Annotated in this window: 16 protein-coding genes, 3 tRNA genes and 1 pseudogene; 10 read left to right on the top strand and 10 right to left on the bottom strand. The window is 57.8% G+C overall.

Annotation, left to right across the window (positions count from 1 at the left end):
* The coding region (locus ACLTXB_RS14645) for a site-specific integrase (protein WP_428227501.1) at positions 1 to 659 on the top strand (659 nt) is incomplete at its 5' end.
* Entirely contained in the window at positions 617 to 2,032 is a 1,416-nt protein-coding gene (locus ACLTXB_RS14640; RefSeq protein WP_428227500.1) for a tyrosine-type recombinase/integrase, read from the top strand. The genes ACLTXB_RS14645 and ACLTXB_RS14640, both read left to right, overlap by 43 nt.
* A gap of 84 nt (positions 2,033 to 2,116) precedes the next feature.
* Here the strand turns inward: ACLTXB_RS14640 and ACLTXB_RS14635 are convergent, their stop codons facing one another.
* Together ACLTXB_RS14635 and ACLTXB_RS14630 are read right to left on the bottom strand one after the other, a co-directional pair.
* Positions 2,117 to 2,737, bottom strand: a complete 621-nt coding sequence (locus ACLTXB_RS14635; RefSeq protein ID WP_428227499.1) for a sugar O-acetyltransferase — start codon at positions 2,735 to 2,737, stop codon at positions 2,117 to 2,119.
* A 452-nt stretch (positions 2,738 to 3,189) separates the two neighbouring features.
* Positions 3,190 to 3,265 (bottom strand) — tRNA-Val (locus ACLTXB_RS14630).
* Between the two features lie 185 nt (positions 3,266 to 3,450).
* Between ACLTXB_RS14630 and ACLTXB_RS14625 the strand changes: the two genes are divergently transcribed.
* The gene (locus ACLTXB_RS14625; RefSeq protein WP_428227498.1) at positions 3,451 to 4,776 is read left to right on the top strand and encodes a glucose-6-phosphate isomerase; all 1,326 of its coding nucleotides are present in this window, start codon (positions 3,451 to 3,453) and stop codon (positions 4,774 to 4,776) included.
* 45 nt (positions 4,777 to 4,821) lie between these two features.
* Here the strand turns inward: ACLTXB_RS14625 and ACLTXB_RS14620 are convergent, their stop codons facing one another.
* Positions 4,822 to 4,968: a hypothetical protein gene (locus ACLTXB_RS14620; RefSeq protein ID WP_428227497.1), complete on the bottom strand. Its 147-nt coding sequence runs from the start codon at positions 4,966 to 4,968 to the stop codon at positions 4,822 to 4,824.
* 94 nt (positions 4,969 to 5,062) lie between these two features.
* Between ACLTXB_RS14620 and ACLTXB_RS14615 the strand changes: the two genes are divergently transcribed.
* Positions 5,063 to 5,473 carry a hypothetical protein gene (locus tag ACLTXB_RS14615; protein WP_008982287.1) on the top strand — a complete coding sequence of 137 codons (411 nt, stop codon included), beginning with the start codon at positions 5,063 to 5,065 and terminating at the stop codon, positions 5,471 to 5,473.
* Between the two features lie 192 nt (positions 5,474 to 5,665).
* Here the strand turns inward: ACLTXB_RS14615 and ACLTXB_RS14610 are convergent.
* The 3 genes and pseudogenes from ACLTXB_RS14610 to ACLTXB_RS14600 all read right to left on the bottom strand — a co-directional run bounded on the left by ACLTXB_RS14610 (position 5,666) and on the right by ACLTXB_RS14600 (position 6,349).
* Positions 5,666 to 6,021: pseudogene (locus ACLTXB_RS14610) on the bottom strand (four helix bundle protein).
* Positions 6,022 to 6,176: 155 nt separating this feature from the next.
* Positions 6,177 to 6,260 (bottom strand) — tRNA-Tyr (locus ACLTXB_RS14605).
* Between the two features lie 13 nt (positions 6,261 to 6,273).
* Positions 6,274 to 6,349 (bottom strand) — tRNA-Thr (locus tag ACLTXB_RS14600).
* A 161-nt stretch (positions 6,350 to 6,510) separates the two neighbouring features.
* Here ACLTXB_RS14600 and ACLTXB_RS14595 point away from each other — a divergent pair.
* The 6 genes from ACLTXB_RS14595 (at position 6,511) to pth (ending at position 10,235) form a co-directional block, all read left to right on the top strand.
* Complete coding sequence (locus tag ACLTXB_RS14595) at positions 6,511 to 6,654, top strand: hypothetical protein (RefSeq protein ID WP_428227496.1); 144 nt, start codon at positions 6,511 to 6,513, stop codon at positions 6,652 to 6,654.
* Positions 6,651 to 6,884, top strand: coding sequence for a hypothetical protein (locus ACLTXB_RS14590; protein WP_008982284.1), 234 nt, complete (start codon positions 6,651 to 6,653; stop codon positions 6,882 to 6,884). The genes ACLTXB_RS14595 and ACLTXB_RS14590 overlap by 4 nt, the downstream gene beginning before the upstream one ends.
* Positions 6,865 to 7,182, top strand: a complete 318-nt coding sequence (locus ACLTXB_RS14585) for a sigma-70 family RNA polymerase sigma factor (protein WP_020989961.1) — start codon at positions 6,865 to 6,867, stop codon at positions 7,180 to 7,182. The genes ACLTXB_RS14590 and ACLTXB_RS14585 overlap by 20 nt, the downstream gene beginning before the upstream one ends.
* A gap of 80 nt (positions 7,183 to 7,262) precedes the next feature.
* Positions 7,263 to 7,847, top strand: coding sequence for a hydrolase (locus tag ACLTXB_RS14580; protein ID WP_428227495.1), 585 nt, complete (start codon positions 7,263 to 7,265; stop codon positions 7,845 to 7,847).
* 741 nt (positions 7,848 to 8,588) lie between these two features.
* On the top strand, positions 8,589 to 9,572 hold the full coding sequence (locus ACLTXB_RS14575) for a ribose-phosphate pyrophosphokinase (protein WP_008982281.1): 984 nt from the start codon (positions 8,589 to 8,591) through the stop codon (positions 9,570 to 9,572).
* Between the two features lie 69 nt (positions 9,573 to 9,641).
* Entirely contained in the window at positions 9,642 to 10,235 is a 594-nt protein-coding gene (pth, locus tag ACLTXB_RS14570) for an aminoacyl-tRNA hydrolase (RefSeq protein WP_428227494.1), read from the top strand.
* 866 nt (positions 10,236 to 11,101) lie between these two features.
* Here the strand turns inward: pth and ACLTXB_RS14565 are convergent.
* The 4 genes from ACLTXB_RS14565 to proC form a co-directional block, all read right to left on the bottom strand.
* Positions 11,102 to 11,551: an HD domain-containing protein gene (locus ACLTXB_RS14565; protein WP_428227502.1), complete on the bottom strand. Its 450-nt coding sequence runs from the start codon at positions 11,549 to 11,551 to the stop codon at positions 11,102 to 11,104.
* Between the two features lie 247 nt (positions 11,552 to 11,798).
* Complete coding sequence (locus ACLTXB_RS14560) at positions 11,799 to 13,055, bottom strand: glutamate-5-semialdehyde dehydrogenase (RefSeq protein WP_428227493.1); 1,257 nt, start codon at positions 13,053 to 13,055, stop codon at positions 11,799 to 11,801.
* Between the two features lie 109 nt (positions 13,056 to 13,164).
* Entirely contained in the window at positions 13,165 to 13,935 is a 771-nt protein-coding gene (gene proB, locus ACLTXB_RS14555; protein ID WP_428227492.1) for a glutamate 5-kinase, read from the bottom strand.
* Positions 13,936 to 13,967: 32 nt separating this feature from the next.
* Positions 13,968 to 14,771, bottom strand: a complete 804-nt coding sequence (gene proC / locus ACLTXB_RS14550; protein ID WP_428227491.1) for a pyrroline-5-carboxylate reductase — start codon at positions 14,769 to 14,771, stop codon at positions 13,968 to 13,970.
* Between the last annotated feature and the right edge of the window lie 587 nt (positions 14,772 to 15,358).

The raw sequence follows: 15,358 nt of genomic DNA, 5'->3' as shown, positions 1-15,358 counted from the left end.
GAACGAAGAGCATTCTCAACCAGGAGCCGCTGGACAGATTCAAAGCGGCGGTCAAACAAGATTGGGTCTGGCGGGACTTCTTCCTCACGGAAATGACGACCGGCCTGCGGAGAGGAGAACTGTGCGGCCTCAAGTGGTCCGATTTCGATGAAGAGGCCGGAACCTTAAAAGTATGCCGCACGATCCACGCCAGGAAGGGCGGCGGGATGGAGGAGGGAAGCACAAAGACCTATGCGGGGACACGGACCATCCTGCTCCCGTCGAGCACAGCCCAGCTTCTGCGGGAGCGAAAAGAGTCCTCTCAGACAGAGTGGATTTTCCCGAATCCTCTCTGCCCGGAGCAGCCGGTCAGTCCGGGCAACGCCTACCGGCGTCTGAAAGGCTTGCTGGAGGAGGCGGGGCTGCCTGATCTTCGGTTCCACGATCTGCGCCATACCTTCGCCACCCATGCCCTGGCCAGCGGGGTGGATGCCAAGACCCTGTCCGGCATCCTGGGCCATACGAAGGCCAGCTTCACTCTGGACACCTATACCCATGTGACCGGAGATATGCACCGTAACGCCGCTGAGATCGTAGGGGACTTTATGACAGAGCTGTTGGGAGAGGAGATGGAACCGTGGCAAAGCAGCAAAAGCGGGGAGACGGCAGTCTCCACCTAAGAAAGGACGGCCGCTGGGAGGGGCGGTATGTGGTGGGCTATGATGAAAAGGGCCATCCAAAGACGAAGAATGTACTGGCCAGGACCAAGGGGGAGTGCGCGGCCAAGCTGAAGGCCCTGAAGGAGAGCCTCAAGGGTACGGAGCCGAAGCGGCCCAAGGGGGACATGACCTTCGGGGCCTGGCTGGATCACTGGTACCGGACCCACTGCAAACCGACCATCAAGCCCAAGACCCAGGCGGACTACGAAAACCGCATCTATCAGCACATCATCCCGGAGCTGGGACACATACCCCTTTCCCAACTGACTCAAAGCGATCTCCAGCAGTTCTATCACCGCCTGAAACAGGGCGGACGGCTCCGGCGGGTGGAGCAGTACGGCCCGGGACTGTCCGACCGCATGGTGAAAAGCTGCCATGTGACCTGCCGCATGGCCCTGGACAAGGCGGTGGCGGATGTGTTGCTTCTCAAGAACCCAGCCGCAAACTGCAAAGCGCCGGCCACCCATCCCAGAGAGATGGCCGTGCTGACGGGGGAGGAGATCCAGCGCCTGCTCATCCAGGCCAAAGAGGACGGGTGCTATGAGCTGCTTCTGCTGGAGCTGTCCACCGGCCTGCGGCGGGGCGAAATCCTGGCCCTGCAGTGGGATGACCTGGACTTCCGAACGGGGGCGCTGCGGATAGAGCGTCAGGTGCAGCGAATCAAGGGAGAGCTGGTAGTCTCAACGCCCAAAACCAGAACCTCCAGCCGGAGTGTGATCCTGCCGGGGCCTATCCTGAATGTTCTGGCGCGGTACCGGAAAAGCTGCTCCTCCCGCTGGATGTTCCCGTCGCCGAAGAAAGCGGATTCTCCCCTGGACCCGGCGGCGGTACGGAAAAAGCTGGCCACTGTGCTGAAACGGGCTGGGTGTAAGCATCTGCGGTTTCACGACCTGCGTCATACCTTTGCCACCAACGCCCTGGAGCACGGCATGGACATCAAGACTTTGTCCACCATCATCGGCCATGTGTCCAGTGCCACGACCCTGAATGTCTACGCCCATGTGACCGATGAGATGCGGCAAAAGGCCGCCGACCGCATCGACCAGGGAATCGCCGGTGTGGAGCCGCCTGCAAAAACGGAACGCCAAAAGAAACCAGAAGCCATGCCATTTCAGGCGGTGAAGGGCAAATACCGCAAGCCGGGAACCGGGTGCATCACCCAACTGGGTGACCACCTCTGGGAAGGGCGGTACTCCCCAAGGGTCAATGGAAAACGAATCGCACGAAATGTTTATGCTTCGACAGAAGACGAATGTGAGCAGAAATTGGCAGAGCTGATTAAGGAGATGAAGACGGAACTGGAGTCACTTCGGGTCAAGAAAAAAGCGGGCTGAGAAAAAATATTCTCCGGAGAAATTACCTCCGGAGAATATTCTGGTTGGAATGGAAAAACGTAATGGCTTGTTGCAAAATGTGCCTTAATGAATTGTTTCAAATATATTTCGGATTGAGTCTTGATCGGTAATCGTCCTGATCACCTTTGCGGGCGTACCTGCCGCAAACGAATTGGGAGGAATGTCCCTTGTTACGACGCTCCCTGCCCCAATCACACAGTTATCTCCTATTGTTACACCTGGGCACACAACGACATTAGCACCGAACCAGCAATCATTTCCAATTGTTACAGGTTTGGCATAGCACAGGAAACGTTCTACGCCATCGCTACATACCATTCCTCGGCGTTCTTCGGCGACCATTGGATGCATAGGTGTGACGATGGTTACATTTGGACCGAAATTATTGTAATTTCCGATCGTTACCATGGCGTCGTCTTGCACAGTAAAATTGAAATTCATGAAGCAATGTGCGCCGATTTTTGTGTGACAACCATAGTGGAAGTGGATAGGTCCGAGCATAAATGTACCATCGCCAATTTCCAACAACAAATCTTTTAGGATGTGGTTCCTTTTTTCGTTTTCCTCTTCAAAAAGAAGATTATATTCCTGACTGAGTCGATGCGCTTTCAGCTTTTTCCCGATTAATTCTGCTTCTTCCGAGGCGAAAAGCATGCCTTTAAAAATTCGTTCTTCTTCCGTCATTTTTATTCACTCCCTATTTAGAACATATCAGTACAAGCTTAAATCTACCATTTTCCTGAGTAAAAGTATATCATCCCCCTAAAACTGCTGCAAGGCTTCTGTCTGCAAAATCAGAGGTGTACTTATTTATCGGATATGAGTAGGATGTGTACTGTCTAAAGGTATTGTCCGTGTATCCGGTGCTATGCCTTGGAATTGATGGAGGAGAGTAAGGGGAATCTGGCAGAGCTGATCGGGGAGATGAAACGGGAGCTGGACCCCCTTCGGGGCAGGAAAACGGCGTGCTGAGCACAAAAAATCCGCCCTCCGGAAGTCCTTCTTCCAGAGGGCAGATTTTTACCTGTCTGTGGCTGTTGTGTGGTCAAAGATGTTTGGACGAAATGAAGTGCAGAGGAAAATGGACAAAAAAGTTAGAAAAAACCGCTGCTTTCTTTCGAAAACAGCGGTTTTGATGGTGGACGATACAGGACTTGAACCTGTGACCTCCCGCACGTCAAGCGGATGCTCTACCAGCTGAGCTAATCGTCCGAACAGCATGGATTATTTTATCCTGTATGCCGCCATTTGTCAAGAGTTATTTTGCATTTTTTTCTGTGCAGGAGGGAGAAAAATTTCCTCATTTCCATTGATTTTTTCCAGGTGGAAAACGGGGCGTTTTGTGCTATACTGATTCCAGCATCCTATACTTCACTTCTCAAGGAGGACCTGCAAGTATGCTTCACTTAGATTTGACAAAACTGGAGGGGTTCATTCCCCAGGATTACCTGACCCAGCGCATGGCCGGTCTGGAGAAGGCCGCCTCTATGCTGGCCAACCATGACGGCCCCGGCGGCGACTTCACCGGCTGGGTGTATCTGCCCCGGGACTACGACAAGGAGGAGTTCGCCCGCATCCAGGCCGCTGCCAAGAAGATTCAGCAGCAGTCCCAGGTGCTGGTGGTCATCGGCATCGGCGGCTCCTATCTGGGCGCCCGTGCTGTCATCGACCTGCTGGCCTCTCCCAACTATAATCTGAAGAAGAAGGACACCCCCGACATCCTGTTTGCCGGCAACGGCCTGTCCACCGACGCTCTGCTGGAGACCATCGCCCTCATCGGCGACCGGGACTTCTCCGTGAACGTCATCTCCAAGTCCGGCACCACCACCGAGCCCGCTGTGGCCTTCCGCATCTTCAAGGCTCTGCTGGAGGAGAAGTACGGCAAGGAGGGCGCCCGGGAGCGCATCTACGCCACCACCGATAAGGCCCGCGGCGCGCTGAAGGGTCTGGCCGACGCTGAGGGCTACGAGGAGTTCGTGGTGCCCGACGACGTGGGCGGTCGTTTCTCCGTGCTCACCGCTGTGGGTCTGCTGCCCATCGCCGTGGCCGGCATCGACATTGAGGAGCTGATGGGCGGCGCGGCCCAGGCCATGACCGACCTGTCCGTGGGCGGCGCTGAGAACCCCGCCTGGCAGTATGCCGCTGCCCGCCACGCTCTGTACCAGGGCGGTAAGAAGGTGGAGCTGCTGGCCTGCTATGAGCCCTGCTTCCGGTTCTTCTCCGAGTGGTGGAAGCAGCTGTACGGCGAGAGCGAGGGCAAGGAGGGCAAGGGCCTGTTCCCCGCCAGCGTGGAGTTTACCGCCGACCTGCACTCCATGGGCCAGTATATCCAGGAGGGCGAGCGGCTCATGTTTGAGACCGTGGTGCAGTTTGCCCCCAAGGGCGAGTTCATCATCCCCAACGACCCCGAGAACGTGGACGGCCTGAACTTCCTGTCCGGCAAGTCCATGGCCTTTGTGGCCGAGCAGGCCATGCGGGCGGTCATCCTGGCCCACGTGGACGGCGGCGTGCCCAACGTGCGCATCGAGATGCCCGCTCTGTCAGCCAAGACTGCCGGCTACCTCATCTACTTCTTCGAGTATGTCTGCGGCCTGTCCGGCTATCTGCTGGAGGTCAACCCCTTCAACCAGCCCGGCGTGGAGACCTACAAGGTCAACATGTATGCTCTGCTGGGCAAGCCCGGCTACGAGGAGCAGAAGAAGGCTCTGGAGGCCCGCCTGTAAGAGCAGCGAAGCCTTCGCGGCCTGACTCGGCGGGCGCAAGCCCGGTTACGAGAAGGAGAAAGCAGAGTTGGAAAAGCGGCTGTAAGCGGCTAAATCCGACGAAATGAAACAAATCCCGGCCTTTTCCAGATTTTCCGGAAAAGGCCGGGATTTATGCTCTGCGCTGACCGCCGCTCTACCAAAAAAATTCATAACTTTGCGGTTGAAAACCGGCTCCTCTTATGTTAAAGTTATAGTAACGTAAGGGACCTGCTTCCCACGTAACATCCATTAAGGAGTGATTCACATGATTCGAGTTATCATGGGTAAGAAGGGCACCGGCAAGACCAAGCAGATGATTGACATGATCAACGAGGCCGTTGGCAGCGAGCACGGCAACGTGGTGTGCATCGAGAAGGGCAACAAGCTCACCTTCGACATTCACTATCAGATCCGCCTGGTAGAGGCCAGCCAGTATGATATTGCCAATTACACCGCCCTGAAGGGCTTCGTCAGCGGCCTGTATGCCGGTAACTATGACATTACCCATGTCTTTATCGACAGCCTGACCAAGATCGTTCCCATTGAGAACTATGCCGAGACCGAGGAGTTCCTGGCTTGGCTGAACAACTTCGGTGAGAAGCACAACATCAAGTTCACCATCACCATCAGCGACGAGCCCGACCTGGCTCCCGAGGGCATCAAGCAGTATTTCTAAGCATAATTTTCAAAAGAAACAGCGCGCCATTTCAAATATGGCGCGCTGTTTTTTGTGCTTTTCTCCTCAAATGTCCCGTTGTCAGGACAATTTACGGCTTTTTTCTTGGTAAAAACGGGAAAAACAAACTTGACAGAACCGGACAAAGGGAGTATATTATGTCTACGGATTAGAACGTATGTTCTATAACAGCTAAGGAGAATTTCCTTGTTTGGACTTTGCGGTGTTAAGAGAAGCTATCAGCAGTTTTTTTAATTCCACACAGTGGGAGAGGGGAGCCTGCTGAGTGCAGTACCCGCTCTCCAGCAGGAGTTCCAGCCAATATTCACTTTCTGCACATTCTTTTAAGGCAATCTGGAGCTTGGCGATAAAGTCAGCCGGCTGTGACCGTAAAAGGCCTCGCGGATGTTGGCGCCAATGCTGGTGCCGGAGCGGAGGAGCTGATTGACCAGAATGGTTTCTCGTTTTTCCCGCTTGATCTGGTTGCAGACTTGAATAATTTCCAGGGCAAAGGCCTTTGACTTAGAGAGGAGAGGACTGGTGTTCATCAAATCACCCATTTTAATTGGTCGGCGCAGCCGACACCTTACTTTTTCCCTCTTACCTTTTACTTCTTCCCTCCAAAAATCCTGAATGCGAACAAGCGGGTAAGAAGGAAGAGGGAAGAAGAAAAAATCCTGAACGCTGACGCATTCAGGATTTTTGGTGGAGGAGGGTGGATTCGAACCACCGAAGCTAACGCAACAGATTTACAGTCTGCCCCCTTTGGCCACTCGGGAACTCCTCCAGATATGAAATTGTGGAGCTGGTGGACGGATTCGAACCCCCGACCTGCTGATTACAAATCAGCTGCTCTACCGGCTGAGCTACACCAGCGCATCAAGAGTGCTGTCCAACAGCAGGTGTCATTTTACCAAAGAACGTACACTTTGTCAAGCCCGATTTTGAAAATTGAAAAAATTTTTTTGAAGGGGAGAAAGGGGGGGTCCTACACGGCCCAGAGCCAAAGAAATTCCCTGCTTCTGCCGCTGCGGGATGTGCAGCAGGCGCCTCCGGCGGCCTACTGTCCCTGCTGCGGCGGGGAGCAGTACCGCTGGGACCGGATGGTCTGGCGGGAGGGACGGAGCATCTGCGCGGAGTGTGCCGCGCGGGAAGAAGAGGAGGAAGCGAGAGAGTCATGACCCTGTTGGAACTGTCTGTGGAGTACCGGGAGCATGCCCGGATGCTGGATCTGCGCATCTGTCAGTTGGAGGCGGTGCTGGAGCGGACCCGAAATGAAAAACAGCGGCTGGTGTTGGAGCACCGCATCCACATGCTGTCCACCATGCTGCGGGAGGCCAGAGAGCTGGCTGTGCTCACAGAGCGCTACTATGAGAGGGGGTACCGCCGAAATGCCAAATACACGTTATAGGAGAGGAAAGCTGTACGCCGCCGACATGGCTCTGTACAGCATGCAGATGGCCTCCGACAACAGCAAGGAGATCAGCCGTCTCAAGCGAAACCTCATCCGGGCGCTCCAGGAGGATGTGACCGAGCGCCAGCGGCAGACGCTGCTGATGTATTATGCCCAGGGGTATAACATGCGGGAGATCGGGGAGCGGCTGGGGGTGGACCGGTCCACCATATCCCGCACCATCAAGCGGGGGGAGCGGCGACTGCAGCGCTGCCTGCGCTATGGGGCGGAGGCGTATCTGAGAAATATGGATTAGGAGCAGTGGCGCTTCCGTTTGAAGCGGCGGTGTGGTAGAATAGGAAAAAACCACCCGCAAGCGGGTCACAGGAGGAGCCTATGTCCGGAAAAGAGGAATTTATTGAGCTGTTCAAGGAGAAGATTACCCGTCCCGGCGCCGACGCGCTGCTGAATTTTTTGGAGCACAAAAGCGACTTTTTCACCGCACCTGCCTCGGCGCGGTATCATCTGTCCTGTGAGGGCGGGCTGTGCGAGCACAGCCTGAACGTGTACCACTGCCTGGTGGATTACCTCCAGCGGGAGCGGGTGCAGGAGCTTTACGGCCTAGAGTACAGCGAGGAGACGGTGGCCGTGGTGGCACTGCTCCACGATCTGTGCAAGAGCGGGTGCTATAAGAAGGGATTCCGGAACGTGAAGAACGACGCCACCGGCCAGTGGGAGAAGGTGCCCACCTACACCTTTGACGACCCTCTGCCCTATGGTCACGGGGAGAAGAGCGTGTACATTGCCAACGGCTATATCCGCCTGACCCGGGAGGAGGCCATGGCCATCCGCTGGCATATGGGTTTCTCTGGGCCGGAGGATTCCAGAACGGTGGGCCAGGCGTTTCAGAAGTATCCGCTGGCATTCGCCCTGGCCACCGCCGATATGGAGGCCAGCTACTTCCTGGAAGGAGAACCCTAACCCGCTTTCTTGAAAGAAAGCTTGGCAAAGAACTTTATGGGAAACTTCGTTTCCCTTCTGCGCCTGTAAGTAAAATTTCCGGTGGGAGTGACGTATCCTGTCGCTCCCACCTACTTTTCTTGAAAGAAAAGTAGGCAAAAGAACTTTGTGCGAAGCTCCGCTTCGCCTCTGCGCCCGCAGGAAAGATTTTTCATGGGAGTGACGTATTTCGTCGCTCCCATTTTTTACGTAAATGTTTACCACCCGGAAAGGCGGTTTTTTCCCCTGAAAAATGGGCAAACTAATAGAAAGGATATTGTTAAAAGAATGCGCTTTATACAAAAACCCTCGTCGCTGTGCACAGTTTGCCCTGCTGTTCCCACTCCTTTTTCCTACCTTTTTGGAGGAAAGTGAAGAAAACGAAAGTTTTTGAAAAAAATCCCCTGGAGGGGGTCAAATTTTCCGTTCAGGTATGCTATAATGGCTTTGCCAATCCCGACCTTTTACCTGGTCAAAGGCTGGTGGGCGTTTTACCTGCCGGGCCTGCGCGGATCAAGAGCATCTTCGGCTCCGGCGCAATGCCGGCGCCGGTTCAAGTTAAGGCTGTCGGCACCGGTTCTCCGCCGAGAACCTGGAACGGCGGCCGGCCCGCGTTTTTTCAGCCGTCCAGAATCTTTTTCATGCAGTCATTTACAGGAGAAGGTACAGGAACACGGAGCAAGGCCCACGGGCCGCTCCACGAAAAACGGAAGGAAGTTGATTATGATCACACACGGGAAGAGCATCAAGATTTTCACGGGCAACTCGAACCCCAACCTGGCCAAGGCCATCTGCCAGGAACTCGGGGTACCCCTGGGCAATTCTGAGGTAGGCTCCTTCGCCGACGGCGAAAACTTTGCCTCCATCTACGAGACCGTCCGCGGGTCTGACGTCTTTGTGGTGCAGTCCACCTGCCCCTTTGAGAAGGACGGAAAGATGCACACCGTAAACGACGCCCTGATGGAACTGCTCATTATGATCGACGCGCTGCGCCGCGCCTCCGCCGGCCGCATCACCGCCGTCATCCCCTACTTTGGCTATGCCCGTCAGGACCGCAAGACCAAGCCCCGCGATCCCATCTCTGCCAAGCTGGTGGCTAACCTGATCACCCGCGCCGGCGCCGACCGGGTGCTGACCATGGACCTGCACGCCAACCAGATCCAGGGCTTCTTCGACATCCCGGTGGACAACCTGCTGGGCTCTCCTCTGTTTGTCAGCGAGTGCTTCCGCAAGTTCGCCGCTGTCCAGGACGACACCATGGTGGTTTCTCCTGACGTGGGCAGCGTGGCTCGCGCCCGCGCCTTCGCTCAGAAGCTGAACATGCCTCTGGCCATCGTGGATAAGCGCCGTCAGAAGGCCAACTCCTCTGAGGTCATGAACATCATCGGCGACGTAAAGGACAAGCACGTCATCCTGCTGGACGACATGGTGGACACCGGCGGAAGCCTGTGCCACGCTGCCAAGGCTCTGGTGGACATCGGCGGCGCTAAGGACGTTACCGCTGTGGCTACCCACGGCCTGCTTTCCGGCCCCGCTGTCCAGCGCATCACCGACAGCGTCATGGACGAGGTGGTCTTCCTGGACACCATTCCCCCCAAGCCCGGCATGAAGTGCGACAAGATCCGCTATATCTCTGTGGCTCACATGTTTGCCGAGGCCATCAGCCACATCTACGAGGAGACTTCCGTTTCCCGCCTGTTTACCTGATTTTCCGTATCCCACTGGGGCGGGCATTTGCCCGCCCCAGTGCATTTTACGCAGCAAGTGAGGGATAGCATGTTTTTCCATCGCAGTTCCGGCGGAGCATCCTGGATGCTGGTGTGCTTGGGCAACCCCGGGGACCAGTATGAGAATACCCGCCACAATGTGGGCTTTATGGTGGCTGACCAGCTGGGCGAGCGGTACCGCCTGCCCATCCAGAAGCTGAAATTCAAGGCCCTGACCAATGTATTCACCATTTCCGGGGAAAAGGTGCTGGTGATGAAGCCGGTGACCTATATGAACCTGTCCGGCGAGGCGGTGCGCCCTGCCGCCGACTTCTATAAAATCCCCCCGGAGCATATTATAGTGATCTCCGACGACACCGCCCTGGACGTGGGAAAGCTGCGCATCCGCAAGGGAGGCTCCGCTGGAGGACACAACGGGCTTAAGAGCATCATTCAGCACCTGGGCACCGACCAGTTCCCCCGCATCCGGGTGGGTGTGGGCAAAAAGCCCCATCCCGACTATGATCTGGCCGACTGGGTGCTGGGCAAGTTCCAGGGTGAGGACCGCAAGGCCATTGCCGCCGCCGTGGAGCGCTGCGCCGACGCGGTGGAGTGCTATATCAAAGAGGGTCCAGACCGCGCCATGAATAAGTTCAACGGATAAAATTTTCCATTTCTTAAAGATTTATATGGGTTTATTTAAATGATGTGTGGTATGGTTGCCTCACATCATTTCATTTTCTTTTGGAGGATTCCGGCATGCGCAATTTTATTTTAAATCACGCCAGCCTGGCCTTTTGGATCTGGTGCGTGCCCCCGTTTTTGTGGCTGCTGTCCACTCTGCCCGCAGAGGCCTCTCTGGAGGAGCGTATCTCCGCCTTGCTGCTGACTTGGACGTGGATGCTGCTGGGCGGAGCGGCCATCAACTGGTATTCCCGCCTGCTCCTTTGGCGGGCCGTGAAGTACATGGATAACCACTGCGACCCGGAGCCTCTGCTGGAGCTGTGCAGCACGGTGTGCCGCCAGAATCCCTCCAATATGATCTTTCACGTCTATCAGGGCTATGCTTTGTCTCTGCTGGGCCGGCATCAGGAGGCGATCCAGGTACTGGAGCATGTGGCAGAGCACCGCAAACTGGTAAAGAACGCCAGTGCATTGCTGATCTGGAGCGCGGCCCTGCCATCCGGCGATCCCCGGCAGGAGTGGGTGGCGGAGAAACTCACTGCGCTGAAGCCCAAGATGCGGGCCAAGCAGCGGGCTTTGGTGGACCGGGTCATGAATCAGCGGCGCTCCTTTGCGCTGATGCAGGCGGCGCCTCCACAGCTGGAGCCTCTGCTCCAGCAGGATCTGGAGCGGGCGGAGTGCCTGCGGGAGAAGGTGGGAGCCCATATGGCACTGGCGGTTTACTGCTACCAGCGGGAGAAATGGCAGCAGGCGCAGATGCATCTGGAATTTGTGCTGGACAATGCCAACAAGCTGCATGTCCGCACTCAGGCGGAGGAACTGCTGTGTAAACTCCCCTCCGCTTTCTTACAAGAAAGCGGGGGCGGGTTCCTCACTGACTTCGGTGATGGGCTCCACGCCCAGGCGGCGGCGCAGGCGGCTGGGGTCATAGATGCCGCTGAGCTCCAAACCGGCGCACAGGGTATCCACCACATCCACCAGCCAGGCCTCCATAGACCGGGGCAGCGCTCCGCCCAAGGGCCACATATGGGAGAGGATAATATTCCGCTCCTTGTCGCTCAGGTCTGTGAGCTCCTGGGCATTGCGGGCGGCGGCCCGGGGATGGTCAAAGCACTGCCAGCCCGGGTGGGCCGACTTGTCACGGGAGTCGTAGAGGTACAAATCGTGCAGGAGTCCGCCTCTGGCGGCAGCGGTCTCGTCCAGGCCCAGAGCCCGGGCGGCGCGGAACGACCAGTAAGCCACAAACAGGGAGTGGTCCAGGGTGGTGATGCGGTTATGATGGCACCAGCGGCCCATCATCCGTACCTGTTCAGAGCCTAACAGTTCCCCGGTGGTCTGGCAGAACTCCTTCATGTAGTGGTTCATTGGAATCAGTCCTTTCCAAAATCACAAGGGTGGATGGTACATCAAGATCCAGCTGGGCTCCGCGCCGGAGCGCGGAGAACTGGGTGGGAAAAGGTCCCCTTTTCCCACCTTCATTATACCTCCAAACAGGAGATTTTGTCACCCGGAAAATGGCGGAAAGAGCCGACTCTCCAAACAATCAGCGGGTCTGACCGGTGCCCCGGATGATGTACTTATACGTACACAGCTCCTGGAGCCCCATGGGGCCCCGGGCGTGGAGCTTCTGGGTAGAGATGCCCATCTCGCAGCCCAGTCCAAACTCGCCTCCGTCGGTAAAGCGGGTGGAGGCATTCCAGTAGACGGCGGCAGAGTCCACCTGGTTGAGGAAAGCTCGGGCGGCCTTCTCGTCGGCGGTGACAATGGCCTCGGAGTGGCCGGTGGAGTGGGCGGCAATGTGGGCGATGGCCTCGCCCACGCCCTTTACCACCTTGACGCCCAGGATGTAGTCCAGAAATTCCGTATCAAAGTCCTTTTCCCCGGCGGGCGTACCGGAGATGATGGCCTGGGCGGCCTCGTCCAGGCGCAGCTCCACGGGGTGCAGGCCGCGCTCCGCGCGGTCCTGGGTCAGACGCTTTTGCAGCTTGGGGAGAAATTCCCCGGCGATGGTCTCGTCCACCAGGCACACCTCACAGGCGTTGCACACGCTGGGGCGGGAGCACTTGGCGTTCTCCAGAATGTCCAGGGCCATGGCCTGGTCGGCCTGGCCGTCCACATAGACGTGGCAGATGCCGGTGCCCGTCTCGATGACCGGTACGGTGGCGTTGTCCACACAGGCACGGATCAGGCCCGCGCCGCCACGGGGGATGAGCAGGTCCACATAGCCGCTGGCCGTCATCAGCTCATTGGCGGAGGCGCGGGTGGTGTCCTCTACCAGCTGGAGGGCGTCGGCAGGCAGGCCCACCCGCTGGAGCCCCTCCTTCAGGGCCTCCACAATGGCGGCGGCGGAGCGGTGGGCCTCCTTGCCGCCACGGAGCACACAGGCGGAACCCGCCTTCAGGGCCAGGGCGGCGGCGTCAGAGGTGACGTTGGGGCGGCTCTCGTAAATGATGGCGATGACACCCATGGGTACCGCCGTCTTTTCCACCACGATGCCGCTGGGGCGCTCCACCCGCTGGAGAACGGCGCCCACCGGGTCAGGGAGGGCGGCCACCTCCCGGATGCCCTGAGCCATGCCTGCGATACGCTCCGGGCTGAGGGCCAGCCGGTCCAGCATGACCTCGGAGACGGTGCCGCGGGCGGCCTCCAGGTCGGCCTGGTTGGCGGTGAGAATGGCCTGCTGATGCTCCATCAGCGCGTCAGCCATGGCCAGCAGAGCGTTATTTTTGGTTTCGGTGTCCGCCAGAGACATAGCCCCCTTGGAAGCGCGGGCCTTTTCCAGCAGTTCCAATGTCGTCATCGTACGACCTCCTTTGACTCACTCTCCGGACCGAAACAGCCGGATTTTATCCCGAAGAGTGATGATAAAATGTAGATAATAGAAATTGCAATACGAAACGTATTGAAAATCAGGCCTTATGAGCCACAAAGCGGGTGCCCACGTCCTTGCCCTCGGCAATGTCGTAGAGCCGCTCGGGGTGCTCACCGTTGGTGATGACCATGTCACAGCCCTGGGCGATAACCATCTTGGCGGCCCGGAGTTTGGTGGCCATGCCGCCGGTGCCCAGGCTGGAGCCTACGCCGCCGGCCAGGGCCTCGATCTCCGGGGTGACCTCCTCCACGGTGGGGATGAGCTTGGCGTTGGGGTCCTTGCGGGGATCGGCGGTGTACAGGCCCTCGATGTCGCTGAGAAGCACCAGCAGGTCGGCCTTGGTGCAGCAGGCCACGATGGCGCCCAGGGTATCGTTGTCGCCCACCTTGATCTCGGCGGTGGCGATGGTGTCGTTCTCGTTGATGACAGGCAGGGCGCCCAGTTCCAGCAGGCGCTCCATGGTGTTCTCAAAGTTCTCCCGGCGCTCGGGGTGGTCCACATCCTCGCCGGTGAGCAGCACCTGGGCCACGGTGTGGTTATACTGGAGGAACAGCTTATCGTAGGTGTACATCAGCTCACACTGGCCCACAGCGGCGGCAGCCTGCTTAGTGGGCATGTCGGAGGGCTTGCCGGGCAGGTTCAGCTTGCCCACGCCCATGCCGATGGCGCCGGAGGAGACCAGAATGACCTGATGGCCGGCATTTTTCAAATCGGACAGCACCTTGACCAGCTCCTCCACGTGGCGGATGTTCAACCGCCCAGTGGCGTGGGCCAGGGTGGAGGTGCCGACTTTTACAACGATTCTCATGGAATAAACCCCCTCATATCAGGAATAGGAACTTATTTGGCCAGCTCCTTGTTTTTTTCAAAGGTTGCGATCACCGCATCCATGGCGGCGGCGCGGAAGCCGCGCTCCTCCAGCACACGCACACCCTGGATGGTGGTGCCGCCGGGGGAACAGACCCCGTCCTTGAGCTGGCCGGGGTGCAGGCCCTTCTCCATCATCAGTTTGGCGGTGCCCTCCACCATCTGGGCGGCATAGGCCAGGGCTTTGGCACGGGGCAGGCCGCAGGCCACTCCGCCGTCGGCCAGGGCCTCAATGAACAGAGCGCAGAATGCGGGGCCGCAGCCGGACACGCCGCTGGCGGCGGGGAGGAGGTGGGGCTCAATGGGGTCCACCAGCCCGGCGGGAGCCATAAGTGCCTGGAAGGCGTCCAGCTCCTCCTGGGTGGTGTCTACGCCGTAGTACTGCACCACGCCCGCGCCTACGGCCACGGGGGTGTTGGGCATCAGGCAGATGACCGGGTACTTGCCACCGGCCAGGCCCTGGATGGCCTGTCCGTCCAGACCGGCGGCCATGGAGGCCAGCACGAAACGGTCGGTGCGGGCAGCAAGAACAGGGGCCAGGTCGGCCAGAACACCCGCCATCATCTGGGGCTTTACCCCCAGGAAGATAAGAGAGCAGGTGCGGGCCACGGCGGCGTTGTCCACAGCCTGGCCGCCCACTTCCTGAGCCAGGGCCTGAGCCTTGGCGGGAGTGCGGTTGGAGCAATAGAGCGCTGCATCGGGAGCGCCCTTGGCAGCTGCCTGGAGAACGGCGGAGCCCATGGTGCCCGCGCCGATAAGACCAATGGAAGAGAACATAGGGAAAATACCTCCTTTTGTCTGGTGACCCTATGATAACACGTTCTTTTTTTCGGGGGAAGGGGGGAAGGGGGATAAATCATTAGAATTGTGTTTTGGTGACCTTTGGCCGCAGGGGGGCGGTGTTACTTTCTGCTCGCACAGAAAGTAACCAATGGCCCAGGCCACCTTCTCTTGCCCCTTTGGGGCAATTCACCTTGAGATGCGCCAAGGGGACTCCTTCGATGAACACCTCGCCGCAGGCGGGTGTTCATAGGCGTCGTCCCCCTGGACTCCCTGTCTACGGGGGCGTGTCCCTTTGGTTGTTACAGACTTTCCGGCGGCCTAAATTTTGACCGTGCGCCTTTCTACTCCCGGGCCTTAGGCCCTTTTGCTATCAAAATTTAGTTGTTTTGTATTCTAACGCACACCGCCTGGTGCGTCCCTACTTGTTTGGTGCGGCAGTCGTCGGGCAAATGCCCCAACGACTGCCCAGCTATCCTGGCTTTGCCAGTGTAGGCGGTGTCCGTACAGCCCAGATACTTTAAATTTCCACCCAGTAGGCCCCAGTGGGCCGAGGCAAGAAGGACGCAAGGTCTTGTTTTCGG

This window comes from Flintibacter sp., from assembly GCF_046973065.1.
Note: the sequence above shows the minus strand (reverse complement) of the source record. Positions and strands in the feature narration are given on the sequence as shown.

Excerpts from the sequence above, each read along its gene's own strand:
- ACLTXB_RS14635 (WP_428227499.1), bottom strand. The coding sequence starts at position 2,737 with ATGACGGAAGAAGAACGAATTTTTAAAGGCATGCTTTTCGCCTCGGAA.
- ACLTXB_RS14625 (WP_428227498.1), top strand. The coding sequence starts at position 3,451 with ATGCTTCACTTAGATTTGACAAAACTGGAGGGGTTCATTCCCCAGGAT.
- ACLTXB_RS14620 (WP_428227497.1), bottom strand. The coding sequence starts at position 4,968 with ATGAATTTTTTTGGTAGAGCGGCGGTCAGCGCAGAGCATAAATCCCGG.
- ACLTXB_RS14615 (WP_008982287.1), top strand. The coding sequence starts at position 5,063 with ATGATTCGAGTTATCATGGGTAAGAAGGGCACCGGCAAGACCAAGCAG.
- ACLTXB_RS14590 (WP_008982284.1), top strand. The coding sequence starts at position 6,651 with ATGACCCTGTTGGAACTGTCTGTGGAGTACCGGGAGCATGCCCGGATG.
- ACLTXB_RS14585 (WP_020989961.1), top strand. The coding sequence starts at position 6,865 with ATGCCAAATACACGTTATAGGAGAGGAAAGCTGTACGCCGCCGACATG.
- ACLTXB_RS14580 (WP_428227495.1), top strand. The coding sequence starts at position 7,263 with ATGTCCGGAAAAGAGGAATTTATTGAGCTGTTCAAGGAGAAGATTACC.
- ACLTXB_RS14575 (WP_008982281.1), top strand. The coding sequence starts at position 8,589 with ATGATCACACACGGGAAGAGCATCAAGATTTTCACGGGCAACTCGAAC.
- pth (WP_428227494.1), top strand. The coding sequence starts at position 9,642 with ATGTTTTTCCATCGCAGTTCCGGCGGAGCATCCTGGATGCTGGTGTGC.
- ACLTXB_RS14565 (WP_428227502.1), bottom strand. The coding sequence starts at position 11,551 with ATGGGCCGCTGGTGCCATCATAACCGCATCACCACCCTGGACCACTCC.
- ACLTXB_RS14560 (WP_428227493.1), bottom strand. The coding sequence starts at position 13,055 with ATGACGACATTGGAACTGCTGGAAAAGGCCCGCGCTTCCAAGGGGGCT.
- proB (WP_428227492.1), bottom strand. The coding sequence starts at position 13,935 with ATGAGAATCGTTGTAAAAGTCGGCACCTCCACCCTGGCCCACGCCACT.
- proC (WP_428227491.1), bottom strand. The coding sequence starts at position 14,771 with ATGTTCTCTTCCATTGGTCTTATCGGCGCGGGCACCATGGGCTCCGCC.